The 15,366-nt window shown below is 66.1% G+C and carries 14 protein-coding genes; 8 read left to right on the top strand and 6 right to left on the bottom strand.

Annotated elements, in window-relative coordinates; genetic code table 11:
- Window positions 1-735 precede the first annotated feature (735 nt).
- Window positions 736-2,343 (bottom strand): Na+/H+ antiporter, encoded by a 1,608-nt coding sequence (locus tag HL666_RS27165; protein ID WP_172114443.1) that lies wholly within the window; start codon window positions 2,341-2,343, stop codon window positions 736-738.
- A 30-nt stretch (window positions 2,344-2,373) separates the two neighbouring features.
- Window positions 2,374-2,748 (bottom strand): nuclear transport factor 2 family protein, encoded by a 375-nt coding sequence (locus tag HL666_RS27160; protein ID WP_172114444.1) that lies wholly within the window; start codon window positions 2,746-2,748, stop codon window positions 2,374-2,376.
- A 217-nt stretch (window positions 2,749-2,965) separates the two neighbouring features.
- Between HL666_RS27160 and HL666_RS27155 the strand changes: the two genes are divergently transcribed.
- The gene (locus HL666_RS27155) at window positions 2,966-4,864 is read left to right on the top strand and encodes a caspase family protein (protein WP_172184556.1); all 1,899 of its coding nucleotides are present in this window, start codon (window positions 2,966-2,968) and stop codon (window positions 4,862-4,864) included.
- Window positions 4,865-5,118: 254 nt separating this feature from the next.
- Here HL666_RS27155 and HL666_RS27150 read toward each other — a convergent pair whose 3' ends face one another.
- Window positions 5,119-5,811, bottom strand: a complete 693-nt coding sequence (locus tag HL666_RS27150) for a DUF1345 domain-containing protein (RefSeq protein WP_172184554.1) — start codon at window positions 5,809-5,811, stop codon at window positions 5,119-5,121.
- A 9-nt stretch (window positions 5,812-5,820) separates the two neighbouring features.
- Entirely contained in the window at window positions 5,821-6,741 is a 921-nt protein-coding gene (locus tag HL666_RS27145; protein ID WP_172114447.1) for a polyprenyl synthetase family protein, read from the bottom strand.
- A 200-nt stretch (window positions 6,742-6,941) separates the two neighbouring features.
- On the opposite strand from HL666_RS27145, the gene mtgA reads away from it, so the two are divergent.
- The 3 genes from mtgA (at window position 6,942) to HL666_RS27130 (ending at window position 8,836) form a co-directional block, all read left to right on the top strand.
- Window positions 6,942-7,613: a monofunctional biosynthetic peptidoglycan transglycosylase gene (gene mtgA / locus HL666_RS27140; RefSeq protein WP_172131506.1), complete on the top strand. Its 672-nt coding sequence runs from the start codon at window positions 6,942-6,944 to the stop codon at window positions 7,611-7,613.
- A gap of 168 nt (window positions 7,614-7,781) precedes the next feature.
- Window positions 7,782-7,964: a 50S ribosomal protein L32 gene (gene rpmF / locus HL666_RS27135; RefSeq protein WP_006610266.1), complete on the top strand. Its 183-nt coding sequence runs from the start codon at window positions 7,782-7,784 to the stop codon at window positions 7,962-7,964.
- Window positions 7,965-8,146: 182 nt separating this feature from the next.
- Window positions 8,147-8,836: a hypothetical protein gene (locus HL666_RS27130; RefSeq protein ID WP_172184628.1), complete on the top strand. Its 690-nt coding sequence runs from the start codon at window positions 8,147-8,149 to the stop codon at window positions 8,834-8,836.
- A gap of 16 nt (window positions 8,837-8,852) precedes the next feature.
- Here HL666_RS27130 and HL666_RS27125 read toward each other — a convergent pair whose 3' ends face one another.
- On the bottom strand, window positions 8,853-9,131 hold the full coding sequence (locus tag HL666_RS27125; RefSeq protein WP_172131459.1) for a hypothetical protein: 279 nt from the start codon (window positions 9,129-9,131) through the stop codon (window positions 8,853-8,855).
- Window positions 9,132-9,439: 308 nt separating this feature from the next.
- On the opposite strand from HL666_RS27125, the gene HL666_RS27120 reads away from it, so the two are divergent.
- Entirely contained in the window at window positions 9,440-11,107 is a 1,668-nt protein-coding gene (locus tag HL666_RS27120) for a bifunctional diguanylate cyclase/phosphodiesterase (RefSeq protein ID WP_246739353.1), read from the top strand.
- Window positions 11,108-11,134: 27 nt separating this feature from the next.
- Here the strand turns inward: HL666_RS27120 and phaR are convergent, their stop codons facing one another.
- Window positions 11,135-11,737 (bottom strand): polyhydroxyalkanoate synthesis repressor PhaR, encoded by a 603-nt coding sequence (gene phaR / locus HL666_RS27115; protein WP_172114449.1) that lies wholly within the window; start codon window positions 11,735-11,737, stop codon window positions 11,135-11,137.
- A gap of 382 nt (window positions 11,738-12,119) precedes the next feature.
- Between phaR and HL666_RS27110 the strand changes: the two genes are divergently transcribed.
- The 3 genes from HL666_RS27110 to yddG all read left to right on the top strand — a co-directional run bounded on the left by HL666_RS27110 (window position 12,120) and on the right by yddG (window position 15,320).
- On the top strand, window positions 12,120-13,298 hold the full coding sequence (locus HL666_RS27110) for an acetyl-CoA C-acetyltransferase (protein ID WP_172184552.1): 1,179 nt from the start codon (window positions 12,120-12,122) through the stop codon (window positions 13,296-13,298).
- 273 nt (window positions 13,299-13,571) lie between these two features.
- Window positions 13,572-14,297, top strand: a complete 726-nt coding sequence (locus HL666_RS27105) for a beta-ketoacyl-ACP reductase (protein ID WP_172114451.1) — start codon at window positions 13,572-13,574, stop codon at window positions 14,295-14,297.
- A gap of 150 nt (window positions 14,298-14,447) precedes the next feature.
- Window positions 14,448-15,320 carry an aromatic amino acid exporter YddG gene (yddG, locus tag HL666_RS27100; RefSeq protein WP_172184550.1) on the top strand — a complete coding sequence of 291 codons (873 nt, stop codon included), beginning with the start codon at window positions 14,448-14,450 and terminating at the stop codon, window positions 15,318-15,320.
- Window positions 15,321-15,366 lie beyond the last annotated feature (46 nt).

The following is a 15,366-nucleotide window of genomic DNA, read 5'->3' as shown; positions in this document are numbered from 1 at the left end:
CGCCCGCAATCTCAAGATTTTGCCCGTCGCGTTACCATGTCGCAGCCATCGGGCCTTGTGCCGTCGGGCAAATCAGAACGATCTTTCCGCCCGTCCCGCCTCATTGAAGAGGGACGCTTCGCGGTCGTCACGAACGTGGAGGCGGGATGCGGTGGACGCGACGTGGCGCAGCGGGCCCAAGGGCGTGCGGACGAACGTCATGGCGCGGACGGTCAAGTCGCATGGTCCTGACATCCCGACGCTGATGCCAAGCTGGCTGATGATCGCCAGTGACGGGGGCAAGACAGCCCGGTCCCCGGGGAGAGTGCGAAGCAGCCGTTAAAACCATTGCGCAGGGAGGGCCGGGTTTTCTCCGGCTGAACCTGTGGTACCTGCCGCCTGCATTTTTTTGAGCAGGCGGGCCACGGGCCTCAGTCGGGGCCCGGCCTTCCCTGCGCCCTCTGATTGGAGAGGGCGAGATGAGGATCAATGCTCGGACGCGAAATGCGGGCGCGAGGATGATGAACTGCGCCTATGAGGATGACCGGCTGCGCCGACAAACTCCGCCGTCGTCCCGGGCAAGCCGCACCAACGCGCATGCGTTGGTGTGGCGCCGACCCGGGACCCATACTCCCAGGAGCAAATGTGAGGCAGGCTCGAGCGACCGGATGTGCCAACCACGACGTGCGGTGGCTATGGGTCCCGGCGTCCGCCGGGATGATACTGAATGCGAGGCGGCGCTGTCCCAACTCATTCCTACAACGGCGCCTGCCCGTATTCCCGGTTGGCGAGGCTCGCTTCCTCCAAGTCCAGGTCGCGTTCGATGCGGCGGCGGGTTTCGTCGGTGATCTTGCCGTCGCGGAGCATGACGTGAATGGTCTTGCGTTCGACGCCGATCAGCTCCCGCGTCAGCTCGATGCCGAGCGCGGAGGCGTCGTAGTCGTCGGGGTTCAGGGTTTCCGGCAACTGGTTGGCGCGCACCTCGTGGCGCGCCCGCAGCAGCCGCACCACCTCGTCGGACAGCTCGCGGTCATTGGTCATCGTCTCCAGCGACCTCAGCGCCCGATCGAGCACCTCGCGCCGGGCCGCGATTTCCTGCTCGTGCTCGCGCACATGCTCGGCGCGGCCTTCCTGGCCGAGCCCGAGCCCGCGCACGACCAGCGGCAGGGTCAAGCCGAGTCCGATCAGCGTGAAGAAGATCACGCCGAAGGCGACGAACAGGATCTCGTCGCGATAGGGAAACGCATCGCCGGTCGACAATGTCAGCGGCAGCGCCAGCGCGGTCGCGAGCGAGACCGTGCCGCGCACGCCGGTGAAGCCGATGATGAAGGTCTGCTGCCAGGGCGGCAGAGGATCGCGGGCGCGCAGCGAAGAGCTCAAGAGACGTGGCAGGATGGTCGCGGGAAAGGTCCAGGCGAAGCGCGCGATCACCACGATGGCGACCACCAGCGCGGTGGCGATCATGATCTCGTCGAGCGGGAATGCCTTCGACTTCTCGTAGATCAGCCGCATCTGGAAGCCGGTCAGCAGGAACAGCATGCCCTCGATCAGGTAGACCACGAGGTCCCAGAAGAACACGCCCTGCAGCCGGGTCGCCGAGGAGATCCACAGCGGGCCGTTCCAGCTCATGTAGAGGCCGCAGGCCACCGTCGCGATCACGCCGGAGCCGCCGACATGCTCGGGAATCCAATAAGCGAGATAGGGCGTCAGCAGCGACAGCGTGATCTCGACCTGCGGATCCCTGGAATAATGCCGGGCGCGCAGCATCAGCCAGCCGACGCCGATGCCGAACGCGATCTCTCCGACGACGATCGCGGCGAATTCGCCGGCGGCGACGGGAAAGGAAAACGTGCCGGTCATGATTGCCGCCACCGCGAAGCGGTACAGGATCAGCGCCGTGGCGTCATTGGCGAGGCCCTCGCCTTCGAGGATCACCATCACCCGGCGCGGCAGATGGAGCCGGCGGGCGATGGCGAGCGGCGCCACGACGTCGGGCGGCGCGACGATGGCGCCGAGCAGGAAGCCGAGGCTCCAGGGCAGGCCGAGCAGGACGTGAGTTGCCGTCGCCACCAGCGTTGCGGTGAAGATCACGCAGCCCACGGCCAGCAGCACGATCGGCCGCAGATTGCGCTTGAACTCGCGCCAGCTCATCGCGACGCTGGAGGAATAGATCAGCGGCGGCAGCACCACCAGCAGCACCAGCTCGGGCGGCAGCGCGAAGGCCGGCATGGTCGGGACGAAGGCGAGCGCGATACCGGCCAGCATCATGAGGATCGCCGGCGCAAGATTGGCCCGGCGAGCAACAAGCGCGGTTCCCGCCAGCACCGCCAGCAGGATCAGGAAAATCTGGAAATGCGCTTCCATAGGGGTTGGCCTGGCGTCGTTGCGCCGGGCTCAATCCCGAAGATCGTAACGATAGGATTTCGAGACGATCCGCCAGCCGTCGGCGAGCTTCATGGCGACGAGATAATCGGTGAAATAGCGCGGCGGCAGCTGGCAGCGCACCTTGATGAAGGCGGTCTTGTCGTCCGAGCGGTCGATGGTGACGATGAAGTCCTCGCGCGGCTTGCCCTCGCCCTTGGCAGATGGACGCTTGCGGACCCAGGCGAGCCAATCCGGCACCGTCAGGACCTTGAGCTCGCCGTTCTCGACCCAGCGCAGGTCGGCGGTTGGATGGAACACCGCGCCGAGCTTGTCGGCGTCGCCCTCATAGAGCGCATCGAAATAGCCCTGCACCACGGCTTCGACGCTCGAACGATCTGTGCTCACGGCCATCTCCCTGGAACCCGGACAAACAAGCATCGCATTTTCGATGCAAATCCGGGCTTGGCAAGCCATGAACTGCGGCCGATGCTCCCTCGACAGAAATATCGTGGCCGACGCGGGTTCTCCGGGAACAACGGCTGCGTGATCCCGATCACAAGGCGAGCGGGCTTTAATCTGGTAGGCAGAGCCGGCAGATTTCCCAGGGCTATGGGGTAAGACGATGTCGTGGTCAGTTCGATTGGGCGGTTTCCTTCTGGCGGCAGCGCTGCTGCTCGCCGGCCACCCCGCGCTCGCCGAGAAACGGGTGGCGCTGGTCATCGGTAATTCCGCCTATCAGAACGTGCCGCAATTGACGAACCCGGCCAATGACGGCGCGGTAATGACCCAGACCTTCAAGAATGCCGGGTTCGACGTGGTCGACTACCGCCGCGACCTCACCGCGCGGGAGACCCGCCGGGCGCTGCGCGATTTTGCCGACGCGGCCCGCGATGCCGACATCGCCGTGGTCTATTATGCCGGCCATGGCATGGAGGTCGAAGGCTCCAACTACCTGATCCCGATCGATGCCCGGCTCGAGCGCGACACCGACGTCTATGACGAGACGCTGTCGCTCGATCGCATCCTGGTTGCCGTGGAGCCCGCCAAGAAGCTGCGGCTGGTCATTCTCGATGCATGCCGCGACAACCCGTTCACCCGCAACATGCAGCGGACGGTGGCGACCCGCAGCCTCGGGCGCGGCCTCGCCAAGGTCGAGCCGACCAGCCCGAACACGCTGATCGCCTATTCGGCCAAGGCCGGGTCCACCGCACAGGACGGCGATGGCAGGAACTCACCGTTCACCCTGGCGCTGTCGCGCCACATCGCGACCCCCGGCCTCGACGTCCGCAAGGCGTTCGGCTTCGTGCGCGACGAGGTGCTGAAGTCCACGAGCAACCGCCAGGAGCCGTTCGTGTATGGCTCACTCGGCGGCGAGGACGTGCCGCTTGTGCCCGGCGTGCCGCGCGTCGTCACGCAGATGCCGGTGGCGCCCGTCCCGAGCCCGCAGGCCGATATCCGCCGCGACTACGAGCTGGCGATGCAGGTCGGCAACAAGGGCGCGCTGAACGCGTTCCTGGCGCAGTATCCCGACGGCTTCTATGCCAGCCTCGCCAAGCTGCAGCTCGAAAAGTTGACCGCGGAGGAAAATCGCGCTGCCGCCGCCGAGAAGGCCCGCGTGACCGAGGCCGAACGGGCCCGTCTTGCCGCGGAGGGGGCCCGCAAGGACACGCTGGCCAAGGCTGAGGCCGAGGCCAAGGCGGCCGAGCAGGCGCGGCTCGCAGCCGAAAAGGCCAATCAGCTGGCACAGCAGCAGGCCGCCGAGGCCGAGAAGAAACGCCAGGAGCAGCCGCTCGCAGCGGCCGACAATCCGCGCGCCGCGACCTCGCCGGCCGCAGCTCCGCCGCAGGGGCCGCAGGTGGCTTCGCTGACGCCGGCGTTGCAGCCCGCCGATCTGACCAAGTCTGTCCAGCTCGAGCTGCGCCGCGTCGGCTGTCTCACCGAGGAGGCCGACGGCGATTGGGGCTCGGCCTCGCGCCGCTCGCTGTCGCAGTTCAACCGCTATGCCGGCACCAAGCTCGACACCCAGGCCGCCTCGGCCGATGCGCTGCAGGCGATCAAGCTCAAACAGGCGCGCGTCTGCCCGCTGGTCTGCCAGCACGGCTTCAAGTCCGACGGTGACCGCTGCACCCGCATCGTCTGCGCCGAGGGCTCGTTCGTGAACGACGACAACGAGTGCGAGAAGCGGCGCGAGAAGAAGCCGGTCGCCAAGCGCGGCCAGGACGACGAGGACATGCCGTCGCGCCGCCGCGCTCGTGCTGCGCCCGAGCCCGGCATGCCGATGTCCGCTCCCGGCGTAGGGGGTGGCGTTGGCATCGGCGTCGGCGGCGGTGGTCTCGGCGTCGGCATCGGCGCGGCTCCGGGCTATGCCAAGCCGCAGACCCAGGCCACCCGGCCGTCGAAGTCCTCCGGCCAGATCTATTGCGATGCCTATCTCTGCCGCGCGGTCAGGCCCGGCTGCCGGCTCGAATATCGCGGCGGCGGCGGCCCCGCCAACAATGCCAGCGTCGAGGTGTGCAACTGAATGGTCTGCCTTCGATCGTCGGCTGCGCTCATGGAGTTCGTCATTGTCGAAACGAGTTGGCCGTCCGGATCTCGGTCCACCTCTCTCCACCGGGGAGTGGTCGGCGCGTAGCGCCGGGTGAGGGGGCTTCCACGATCATCTCTCACCTGACGCCCTCACCCGAATTGCGTCCGGCGATGCAATCCGACCTCTCCCTTCGGGAGAGGTGTATCCCGTCTCACGCGGGCGTTCGGTTCGGTGCGGCGAGGGAGCTATCAGGACGAGATCGCGCTCGCGGCGATGTTGACCATCAGGGCGACCAGGGCGGTGTTGTAGACGAACGAGATGATGCCGTGCACGGTCGCGGTGCGGCGGATGATCTTGTCGGTGATGCCGACATCGGAGACCTGCGCGGTCATGCCGATGATGAAGGAGAAGTAGACGAAGTCCCAATAGTCGGCGGGCTGCTGCTCGTCGCCGCTCGGGAATTGCAGGCCGCCGGGCTTGGCGCCGCGGTAGTAGTCATGGGCATAGTGCAGGGCGAAGGTGGTATGCACCGCGGCCCAGGACAGCGAGACCGTGAGCAGCGCCAGGATCAGCGCCGGCGCGTCGCGCTTGGAGGCGCCGAGCTCGAAAACGATGGCGGCGATGCTGGCGAAGGCGCCGAGCGCGGTGACCATCAGGATCACGAAGCGGCCGTCGTCCTGCATGATCGCCTTGCGGCGGATGTGATGATGCTCGCTGCGCAACATCATCACCGCGACCAGCACCAGGTAGAGCGCGGTGAAGACGTCCCAGCTGATCAGGAGCCGCGTGATCAGCCGCAGCGTAGACGGCAGCAGGAAGAAAGCGGCAACCGCGAAGCCCAGCGACGCGAAGGTGCGGGGCCTCGCATAGACGATGCGCAGGGCCGTCGGCAGCCGTGTGAAACGGGCGAGGGCCGGGTCGTCAGGATGGACGCCGGCCAATGCCTCGCCTCAGCTCTTGCGCTCGGCGACGAAGTGGGCGGCGGCGCGCAGCACGTCGCCCTTGGCGCCGAAAATCGACAGCGCAGCGTCGCCGCGGGCGAGGAGGTCGCGGACGCGCTGCTTGGCGCCCTCGATGCCGAGCTGGGTGACGAAGGTGGTCTTGCCGAGCTCGGCGTCGGCGCCGGCGGGCTTGCCGAGCGTTGCGGCATCGCCCTCGACGTCGAGCAGGTCGTCGGCGATCTGGAAGGCTTCGCCGAGGGCGCGGCCGTAATCGTCGAGCGCCTGGTACTCGGCCGCCGAGGCCTGGCCGAGCAGGGCGCCCGCGATGCAGCCGAAGCGGAGCAGCGCGCCGGTCTTCATCTGCTGGACGCGGGCGACGTCGACCGGGCCGCTGTCGCCGAACCGGCCCTCGCCGGCGAGGTCGAGGATCTGGCCGCCGGCCATGCCGCCGACCCCGGCGCAGCGCGCCAGCGCCCGGGTCAAAGCGAGGCGAACCCCGGCGTCGGGATGGATCTCGTCGCGGGTGATGATGTCGAAGGCGATGGTCAAGAGCGCGTCGCCGGCCAGGATCGCGGTGGCGTCGTCATAGGCCTTGTGCAGGGTCGGACGTCCCCGGCGGAGATCCGAATTGTCCATGGCCGGCAGGTCGTCGTGGATCAGGGAATAGCAATGGATGCATTCGAGCGCCGCACCCGCCATCAGCGCGCCCCGGCGCGGCACGCCGAACACGGCGGCGCTCTCGACCACCAGGAAGGGACGCAGCCGCTTGCCGCCGCCAAGGCTCGAGTAACGCATCGACTCGATCAGCCGCTTCGGCCGGATGATCTCGTCGGCCATCGGCGCATCGGACAGGAGCTCCCCGAGCAGCGCTTCGGTCTCCTCCGCGGTCTTGTCCAGGCGTTGGGTGAAGTCGGTGGCCGTCGCAGTCATTTAAGAAGAGCTCCAGGGGGGGCGAAATTCGCCGGACAATCGTTGATGGCGGCGACTTCGTCAATTGCCGGGACCGTGGCGGCTTTCGGCCGCAACGGTAGCAAAAAGCGTCAAAAAAAGCAGGAAACCTCACCGAGATGTCGGATACTCCCGCCCAATTGCCCGCCGATGCGGCGGTCCCAACCGAGCGGCGCCTGCCCTTGCGTACCGTCAGAACCATCCTGGTGATCGTCGTGCTGGTGCTGCTCGTGCCCTACGCACTGACGCCGTTCTATGCCGTGGGTCACCCGGTCTCGACCCTGATGCTGTGGCGGACGGTCACCGGCCAGCCGGTCACGCGGCACTGGATCGACCTCTCCGCGATGTCGCCCTCGCTGCCGCGTTCGGTGGTGGCGGCGGAGGATGCCAAATTCTGCAGCCATCACGGCATCGATTGGGGCGCGCTGCGCGAGGTCATGGACGATGCCGAGGATGGCGAGGTCAGCCGTGGCGGCTCGACGATCACCCAGCAGGTCGCCAAGAACCTGTTCCTGTGGCAGGGCCGCAGCTACGTCCGCAAGGCATTGGAGCTGCCGCTGGCGCTGTGGATCGACCTCGTCCTCAGCAAGCGGCGCATTCTGGAGATCTATCTCAACATCGCCGAGCTCGGCCCCTCCGGCCAGTTCGGGGTGGAGGCTGGGGCGAATTATGCATTCAACCGCTCCGCGGCCGGCCTGGGCCCGCGCGAGGCGGCGCTGATGGCCTCGATCCTGCCCAATCCCGTCCGGCGCAGCGCCCGGACGCCCGGGTCCGGCGTGCGGCGCCTATCGGCGACCTATATGGTACGGGCTCAGGCCGCCAGCCTGCAGACCTGCTGGGGAGACCGACGTTGAGGCTCGGCGGGCGCGAATTTTGGCCAAAAATGCCTCGGAGAGCCCTAGCCATCGCGGACCCCTTCCTCTATAAGCGCGGCCTTGATCGGCATCCTGGCTCGCCAGCTTCTTGGCTGCAGCCGTCCCTTTGCGGACGATGCCTTCCGAATACCCCTAGAGGATACCGATATGGCCGTCCCCAGAAGAAAAACTTCGCCGTCGCGCCGCGGCATGCGCCGCTCGGCCGACGCCATCAAGAAGCCGACCTATGTCGAGGACAAGGACTCCGGCGAGCTGCGTCGTCCGCACCACCTGGACCTGAAGACCGGCATGTACAAGGGCCGCCAGGTCCTGAAGAAGAAAGACGCCTGATCGTCCGCGGGCAGCGTTTGAGGCCGCCCGAATTCGGCCATTGATGAGGTTGAAATCGGTCCCGTGCGATTGATTCGCCGGGACCGATGCGCATGGATCATGCGCGACGCTCTTTCGTTGATTCGTCGGACACCATCGATTTCGCGCCGAGCCTCGACCGGCGCCACCCAAGGCTTCAACCGATGTCCATGGTCGGTTTCCCGCTGCTGCTGATCCCGTTGGCGATCTACAACATGATCGTCTTCCTGATGCCGGGGGTCGCGTTCAGCGAGACGCTGCTGCGCCTGCAGCTCCCGTCCGGGGAGGTCTGGACGATCTCGCTTGGCGACATGCTGCTTGCGCTCGGCGTGCTTCTGCTGCTGCTCGAAATCATCAAGGCGGCCAAGCCGAACGGCAAGTATCTGACCGACCACCTGCTGTCGCTGCTGGTGTTCGGCGGCGCAGCGGCTGAATTCGTGATGTGGCAGAAGTTCGGGAACTCGACCTTCCTGCTGCTGACCCTGCTGGCGATGGTGGACTTCTTCGGCGGCATCGCCCTGCGCACCAAGCGCGCCGCCCGCGCCGCCGTGGCAGCACCTGCTCCGATGCCGGCGCCGGCCGATGAACACGTCCCCGAGCCTGAGCTGATCGAAGAGCCGGCCAAGGAGCCTGCTCCCGTGGAGGTTCAGCCGACGGACGCTGCCGCCGCTCCTGACCCCCTCCTCGAGGGGCCCACCGACGCCGTGCCGGCGGCGGCTTCGGTTGCCGAATCGGTGCTGCTCGACCGCTCGGTGCCCCCGCCGGCTCCTGCCGCCGAACCCAAAGTGGCAGCCCCCGAGGTCGCTGGCGAAAATGGCCGGGATCCCCTCAAGACAGACCCGCCGAAGGCCTGACGGGGCGCGCGCCGGATCAGATGACCTGCCGCGTCCGGGGGCTGGCACTCGTGACCGGATGAAGCCTCGCCGCATAGGCATTGTGGACATCGGCCGGCGCGGCGCGGCGCAGCGTGCGCGTCTGCGGCAGCTGCTCGGCGGTGGCAATCAGATGAGCGATGAAGCCGGCGTCGGGGCGGGCGGCGCGGCTGACATGCCCTCGGCGGTCGCGGCTCGTTGCCGACGACAGCGGCACCAGCGAGCAGGACATCTGCTCGGCGCCGTCCCGGCCGTCCTCGTGATCGATCGTTAACATCGTCCCACCACATCCGGCGCGCTCGTCTCGTTATGGGACGCCGGAGCCTTTCACCCTTCGACCTCGCAAGGGCAATGCCGCGCCCGGCTTGCCAGGTCCCTTCCGATCGAAAGATGGTTGATGCGCTTCTGACGCACGCACGTGACCTCGGCATGCTCTCCGTTAACCAGAGATGCGTAGTCTGATTCGCGAAGTCCGCTGCCGCCGCTCGCACGGGTAGGTGTCGGCTGTCCTTGAAATCGACGCCGGTCCGCGCCGGCTTGTTCCGAAACGAGGCGATCTTGACATCCGATTTGCCGCAGACCTCGATGATCCTGGCGTCCCTGGGCCAAGCAGCCTTCGTCTGGGATCTCGCGAGCGACGTGATCGTCTGGAGCGATCATGTCGGCGCCGTGTTTGCCGACGTGCCGCTGCCGCAGCTCTGCAACGGCACCGAGTTCGGCAAGCTGATCGAGCCCGACCGGAGCATCCGCCTGGAGGTCATGCGTCAGGCGACGCCGCTTCATGGTGCCGCCGGCACGCCCTACCGGATCGAATATGGCGTGCGGACCCACGCCGGCGCGCCGTTGATCTGGGTCGAGGAGACCGGTTGCTGGTTCGCAGGCTCCGACGGCCGGCCCTCGCGCGCCCAGGGCATTGTGCGGATCAACAACGAGCGGCATGCCCGCGAGGAGCAGCTGCTCAAGCTGTCGCGCCACGATCCGCTGACCGGCGAACTGAACCGCACCCATCTGCTGGCCACGTTGGCCGAGGTCATCGAGGAGTCGCAGCGCTTCCGCTTCTCCTGCGCCTTCATGCTGGTGGGTATCGATCACCTCGCGCGCATCAATGACGCGTTCGGTTTCGATGTCGCCGACGGCGTGGTGCTGGAAATTGCCCAGCGCATCCGGTCGCGGCTGCGTGGCGGCGACTCGTTGGGACGCTTCTCGGGCAACAAATTCGGCCTGATCCTCAAGAACTGTACGATGGACGACATGAACGTCGCCGCCGAGCGCTTCCTGGCGACGGTTCGCGATGAGGTGGTGCCGACCAAATCCGGGCCGGTGGCCGTGACCGCGACGATCGGCGCGGTCAGCGTGCCGCGTCATGCCCGCTCGGTCGAGGAAGCGGTCAACCGCGCCCATGAAACGCTCGATGCGGCCAAGCGGCGTCGTATCGGCTCTTTCTCGATCTGGCGGCCGAATGTCGAACGCGACGCGCAGCGCAAGGTCAACATCCGCGTCACCGACGAGATCGTCACCGCGCTCAACGAGCGGCGCATCGTCACGGCGTTCGAGCCGGTGGTGAACGCCCACACGCTGGCGCCCGCCTTCTACGAATGCCTGGTGCGGATGCGGCAGGATGACGGCCGCGCGCTGCTGGCGCCGGACGTCGTGCCGGTCGCCGAGCGCCTGGGCCTGATTCGGCTGGTCGATCACCGCATCCTCGAGCTCGTCGTCGCCGAGCTCGCGAGCACCCCGAACGTGACCTTGAGCCTGAACATTTCGCCGGAGACCACCATGGATCCGGACTGGTGGGCCTCGATCGAATCCATGATGCGCGCCCATCCGGGCGTGGCCGAGCGCCTGATCGTGGAGATCACCGAGACGGTCGAGATCCAGGACATCGACGATCTCCGCGGCTTTGTGACGCGGCTGAAGGATCTCGGCAGCAGGATCGCGATCGACGATTTCGGCGCCGGGCACACGTCGTTCCGCAACCTGCGCAAGCTGGGCGTCGACATCGTCAAGATCGACGGCGCGTTCGTGCAGAATCTCGTCCGCTCGGCCGATGATCGCGCTTTTGTGCAGACGCTGGTCGAACTCGCGCGGCGGCTGCAGATCAAGACGGTGGCCGAATGGGTGCAGGATGAGGCGTCGGTCGCGCTGTTGCGGGACTGGGGCTGCGACTACATCCAGGGCCGGGTGATCGGCCTTGCGTCCGTCGAGCGGCCCTGGATCGAGAGCAGCAGAGTGGAGCTGCCGGCGGCGAGCTGATCGGCCTCCGGCTTAGCGCCGAACGCCTCAGCCTTGCTGGTCGTCCTTCTTCGGCTCCGACATGCGGTCGAGCCGCTCCTGCATGTCCTTCATCTGGCGGCGCAGCTCGTCGATATTGTCATCGGGCGCGGCGGCGGCACCCGGCTCCGCGGCCTTCTCATCGCTGCGGACCGCTGCAGGTGCAAACGGCTTGAACATCGAGAAGGTCTGCTGGAACAGCTCCATATTGCGCCGCACCTGCTCCTCGAGCGGCGCGAACGGTGTTCCGCTGAAGGTGTCCGCGATCTGCTTGCGGAATTTCTCCTGCTCGCGGGTGAGGGTATCGATCGACTGTTCGAGGTATTTGGGAACCACCATCTGCATGCTGTCGCCATAGAAGCGGATCAGCTGGCGCAGGAACGTGGTCGGCAGCAGGTTCTGGCCCGCCTTGTTCTCCTGCTCGAAGATGATCTGGGCGAGCACGGAGCGGGTGATGTCGTCGCCGGTCTTGGCGTCGTAGACCAGGAAATCCTCCCCGTTCTTAACCATGGAGGCCAGATCCTCGAGGGTCACGTAGGTACTCGTCCCGGTATTGTAGAGCCGCCGGTTCGCGTATTTCTTGATGGTGGTGGGTTGGTCAGATTTCGCCATGAGCTCACACATGCAAACCGAGAACAGGGGAACCCGGCGGCGTCGCCGCAGGGCGAAGAGCTACGCAATGCAATAAGGTAATCACTTTCGAGCGAGTTCGGCTACGGTTTTGTGCGGAACGGTTAATTGGGCAGCAGAAATCTTGCTCACGAAACGGCCAGACATCCCATTTTGGATGCGCCGCAACAGGAATTGCGGCCGCCGCCGATTGACATGTCGCAACGACGTTAACAGGATGACGGGCGAAGGTTGCGCACCGCCAATCCGGGGCTTGCGGACGGCCGGCACGACCGTGAACTGAAAAATTCGGTTTGATTTCAAATACGCCCAATCTCTCAAGCCTCGCTCTCACGTCCAAGATCAAGAACCCCAGGAGATGCCCATGTCAGACGATGTCGTCATCGTCAGCGCCGCCCGCACCGCGGTTGGAAGTTTCAACGGTGCTTTTGCCAGTGTCCCGGCCCACGAATTGGGTGCGGTCGCCATCAAGGCTGCGCTGGAGCGCGCCGGCGTCGAGCCGGGTCGGGTCTCCGAGGTCATCATGGGTCAGATCCTGACCGCCGCGCAGGGCCAGAATCCGGCGCGGCAGGCCTCGATCGCCGCCGGCATTCCGGTGGATAGCCCGGCCTGGGGCATCAACCAGCTGTGCGGCTCGGGCCTGCGCTCCGTCGCGCTGGGATACCAGGCGCTGAAGAACGGAGACTCCGACATCGTCGTCGCCGGCGGGCAGGAGTCGATGAGCATGGCGGCGCACGCACAGTATTTGCGCGCCGGCGTCAAGATGGGCTCGCTCGAGCTCGTCGACACCATGATCAAGGACGGCCTCTGGGATGCCTTCAACGGCTACCACATGGGCAACACCGCCGAGAACGTTGCCAAGCAATATCAGATCACGCGCGCGCAGCAGGACGAGTTCGCAGTTGCGTCGCAGAACAAGGCCGAGGCCGCGCAGAAGGCCGGCAAGTTCAAGGATGAGATCGCGGCGGTGACGATCAAGGGCCGCAAGGGCGATACCGTGGTCGACACCGACGAATATCCGCGTCACGGTGCGACGATCGAGGCGATGACCAAGCTGCGCGCGGCCTTCGAGAAGGACGGCACCGTCACGGCCGGCAATGCGTCGGGCATCAATGACGGCGCTGCGGCCGTCGTTCTGATGACGGCCAAGCAGGCCGTAAAGGAAGGCAAGACGCCCCTGGCGCGGATCGTCTCTTGGGGGCAGGCCGGCGTCGATCCGAAGATCATGGGCACGGGACCGATCCCGGCCTCGCGCACCGCGTTGAAGAAGGCCGGCTGGAACATCGCCGACCTCGATCTGATCGAGGCCAACGAGGCGTTCGCCGCGCAGGCCTGCGCGGTCAACAAGGATCTCGGCTGGGATCCGGCCAAGGTCAACGTCAATGGGGGCGCGATCGCGATCGGCCATCCGATCGGTGCATCCGGCGCGCGCGTTCTCGTGACTCTGCTGCATGAAATGCAAAAGCGCGACGCCAAGAAGGGCTTGGCCACGCTGTGCATCGGCGGCGGCATGGGCATCGCACTGTGCGTTGCACGCGACTAAAAACGCGGCACTGATTGCGAACCGTTCAGTCTTCGCAATCCCCTGCAGCTCAACTAAAGATCAACGCCCGGCGATCTCGCCGGGCGTTTTGTTCTTGATGTCCGTCAAACACGCCGCATAATCGACCACTAAAAAAACGGAGTTGAACGAGCATGGATGTCCTGGCGGCAAGTTGATTGCTGCAAGGGCGAGCATGATCCAAAAACAACGGGTAGGTGCGTCGACATCCAGAGGTTGTCGTCGTACGAACAGTCATCGAGGGAAGGATTCGACATGGCACGTGTGGCGTTGGTGACGGGGGGGACGCGCGGTATCGGTGCGGCGATCAGCAAGGCGCTGAAGGCGGCAGGATACAAGGTCGCGGCGAATTACGGCGGCAACGATGCCGCTGCGGAGAAGTTCAAGGGCGAGACCGACATTCCCGTCTACAAATGGGACGTGAGCTCGTTCGAGGCCTGTTCCGAAGGAATCAAGAAGGTCGAAGCCGAGCTCGGGCCGATCGACGTGCTGATCAACAATGCCGGCATCACCCGTGACACCGCCTTCCACAAGATGACGCTCGAGCAGTGGAGCGCGGTCATCAACACCAATCTCGGCTCGCTGTTCAACATGACCCGTCCGATCATCGAGGGCATGCGCGCGCGCAAGTTCGGCCGCATCATCAACATCTCCTCGATCAACGGCCAGAAGGGCCAGTTCGGTCAAGTCAACTACTCCGCCGCGAAGGCCGGCGACATCGGATTCACCAAGGCGCTGGCGCTCGAGACGGCCAAGGCGGGCATCACCGTCAACGTGATCTGCCCCGGCTACATCAACACCGAGATGGTGCAGGCGGTGCCGAAGGACGTGCTCGAGAAGTCCATCCTGCCGCTGATCCCCGTCGGGCGTCTCGGCGAGCCCGAGGAGATCGCGCGCACCGTCGTGTTCCTCGCGGCCGACGAGGCCGGCGCCATCACCGGCTCGACGCTCTCGGTCAATGGCGGCCAGTACATGGCGTGATGTCAGCGGTGGCGTTGCCACCGGGTGCGATCTACGGCTAAGACACGAAATGCCCGCGCTCGCCGCGGGCATTCACGTCTTGAGTGTTGCCCGGCGCGGGCGCAGGCGTGAATGGCCGTCGGAATCGGCCGTGATGGAGCCTGCTGTCCGATGTCCCAGCGCACCGCGACCTTGATCGGCCTGACCGCGATTCTGATGTGGTCGCTGCTGGCCTTGCTGACGGTGGCAACTGGCACAATCCCCGCATTTCAGCTTGCCGCGATGACCTTTGCCGTCGGCGGCGTCGTCGGCATGCTCACCGTCTTGCAGCGGGCCAATGTGCTGCAGGTGCTGCAGCAGCCGGTGACGGCGTGGGCCGTCGGCGTCGGCGGCCTGTTCGGCTATCACGCGCTGTACTTTCTCGCGCTGCGCTTTGCACCCCCTGCGGAAGCCGGCTTGCTCAACTATCTCTGGCCGCTCTTGATCGTGCTGTTCTCGGCCTTTCTGCCCGGCGAGCGGCTTGCGATTCATCACGTGATCGGCGCCGCGCTCGGGCTCGTTGGCACGGCGCTGTTGTTGGTCGGCAATGGCGCGAGCTTCGCAGCCAGCCAGCTGCCGGGTCTCGTGGCCGCGTTCGTAGCGGCCTTCGTATGGGCGATCTACTCCGTGCTGTCGCGCCGTCTGAAGGCGGTGCCCACAGATGCCGTCGCGGGGTTCTGTCTCGCCACATCCGGACTCGCCGCCCTGGTCCACCTGGCCGTCGAGCGTACGGTCTGGCCCGACAACGCGATGCAATGGCTGGCCGTTACCGGCCTCGGCCTCGGCCCGGTCGGTGCTGCCTTCTACGCCTGGGACATCGGCATGAAGCGTGGCGACATTCGTGTGCTCGGAGCGGCGTCCTATGCGACGCCGCTGCTCTCGACCGCGTTCCTGATCGTCGCCGGCTATGCCCAACCGAGCGCCGCGATCGCCGTCGCGGCCTTGCTGATCGCAGGCGGGGGCCTCGTCGCGGCAAAGGACATGTTCCTGCTGCGCCGCCGCTAGCGGCACTGCTGCGTACGCCGCGTCGAATGTCGGCGCCGATGGCGAA

Origin of the sequence: Bradyrhizobium aeschynomenes (assembly GCF_013178945.1) — a bacterium.
Classification (GTDB): Bacteria; Pseudomonadota; Alphaproteobacteria; order Rhizobiales; family Xanthobacteraceae; genus Bradyrhizobium; species Bradyrhizobium aeschynomenes.
This window is presented reverse-complemented; position numbering and strand designations above follow the sequence as displayed.

What these genes read in the sequence shown, in the direction of transcription:
- HL666_RS27165 (WP_172114443.1), bottom strand. Translation starts at nt 2,343, where the DNA reads ATGGAAGCGCATTTCCAGATTTTCCTGATCCTGCTGGCGGTGCTGGCG.
- HL666_RS27155 (WP_172184556.1), top strand. Translation starts at nt 2,966, where the DNA reads ATGTCGTGGTCAGTTCGATTGGGCGGTTTCCTTCTGGCGGCAGCGCTG.
- HL666_RS27145 (WP_172114447.1), bottom strand. Translation starts at nt 6,741, where the DNA reads ATGACTGCGACGGCCACCGACTTCACCCAACGCCTGGACAAGACCGCG.
- rpmF (WP_006610266.1), top strand. Translation starts at nt 7,782, where the DNA reads ATGGCCGTCCCCAGAAGAAAAACTTCGCCGTCGCGCCGCGGCATGCGC.
- HL666_RS27130 (WP_172184628.1), top strand. Translation starts at nt 8,147, where the DNA reads ATGTCCATGGTCGGTTTCCCGCTGCTGCTGATCCCGTTGGCGATCTAC.
- HL666_RS27125 (WP_172131459.1), bottom strand. Translation starts at nt 9,131, where the DNA reads ATGTTAACGATCGATCACGAGGACGGCCGGGACGGCGCCGAGCAGATG.
- HL666_RS27120 (WP_246739353.1), top strand. Translation starts at nt 9,440, where the DNA reads ATGATCCTGGCGTCCCTGGGCCAAGCAGCCTTCGTCTGGGATCTCGCG.
- phaR (WP_172114449.1), bottom strand. Translation starts at nt 11,737, where the DNA reads ATGGCGAAATCTGACCAACCCACCACCATCAAGAAATACGCGAACCGG.
- HL666_RS27110 (WP_172184552.1), top strand. Translation starts at nt 12,120, where the DNA reads ATGTCAGACGATGTCGTCATCGTCAGCGCCGCCCGCACCGCGGTTGGA.
- HL666_RS27105 (WP_172114451.1), top strand. Translation starts at nt 13,572, where the DNA reads ATGGCACGTGTGGCGTTGGTGACGGGGGGGACGCGCGGTATCGGTGCG.
- yddG (WP_172184550.1), top strand. Translation starts at nt 14,448, where the DNA reads ATGTCCCAGCGCACCGCGACCTTGATCGGCCTGACCGCGATTCTGATG.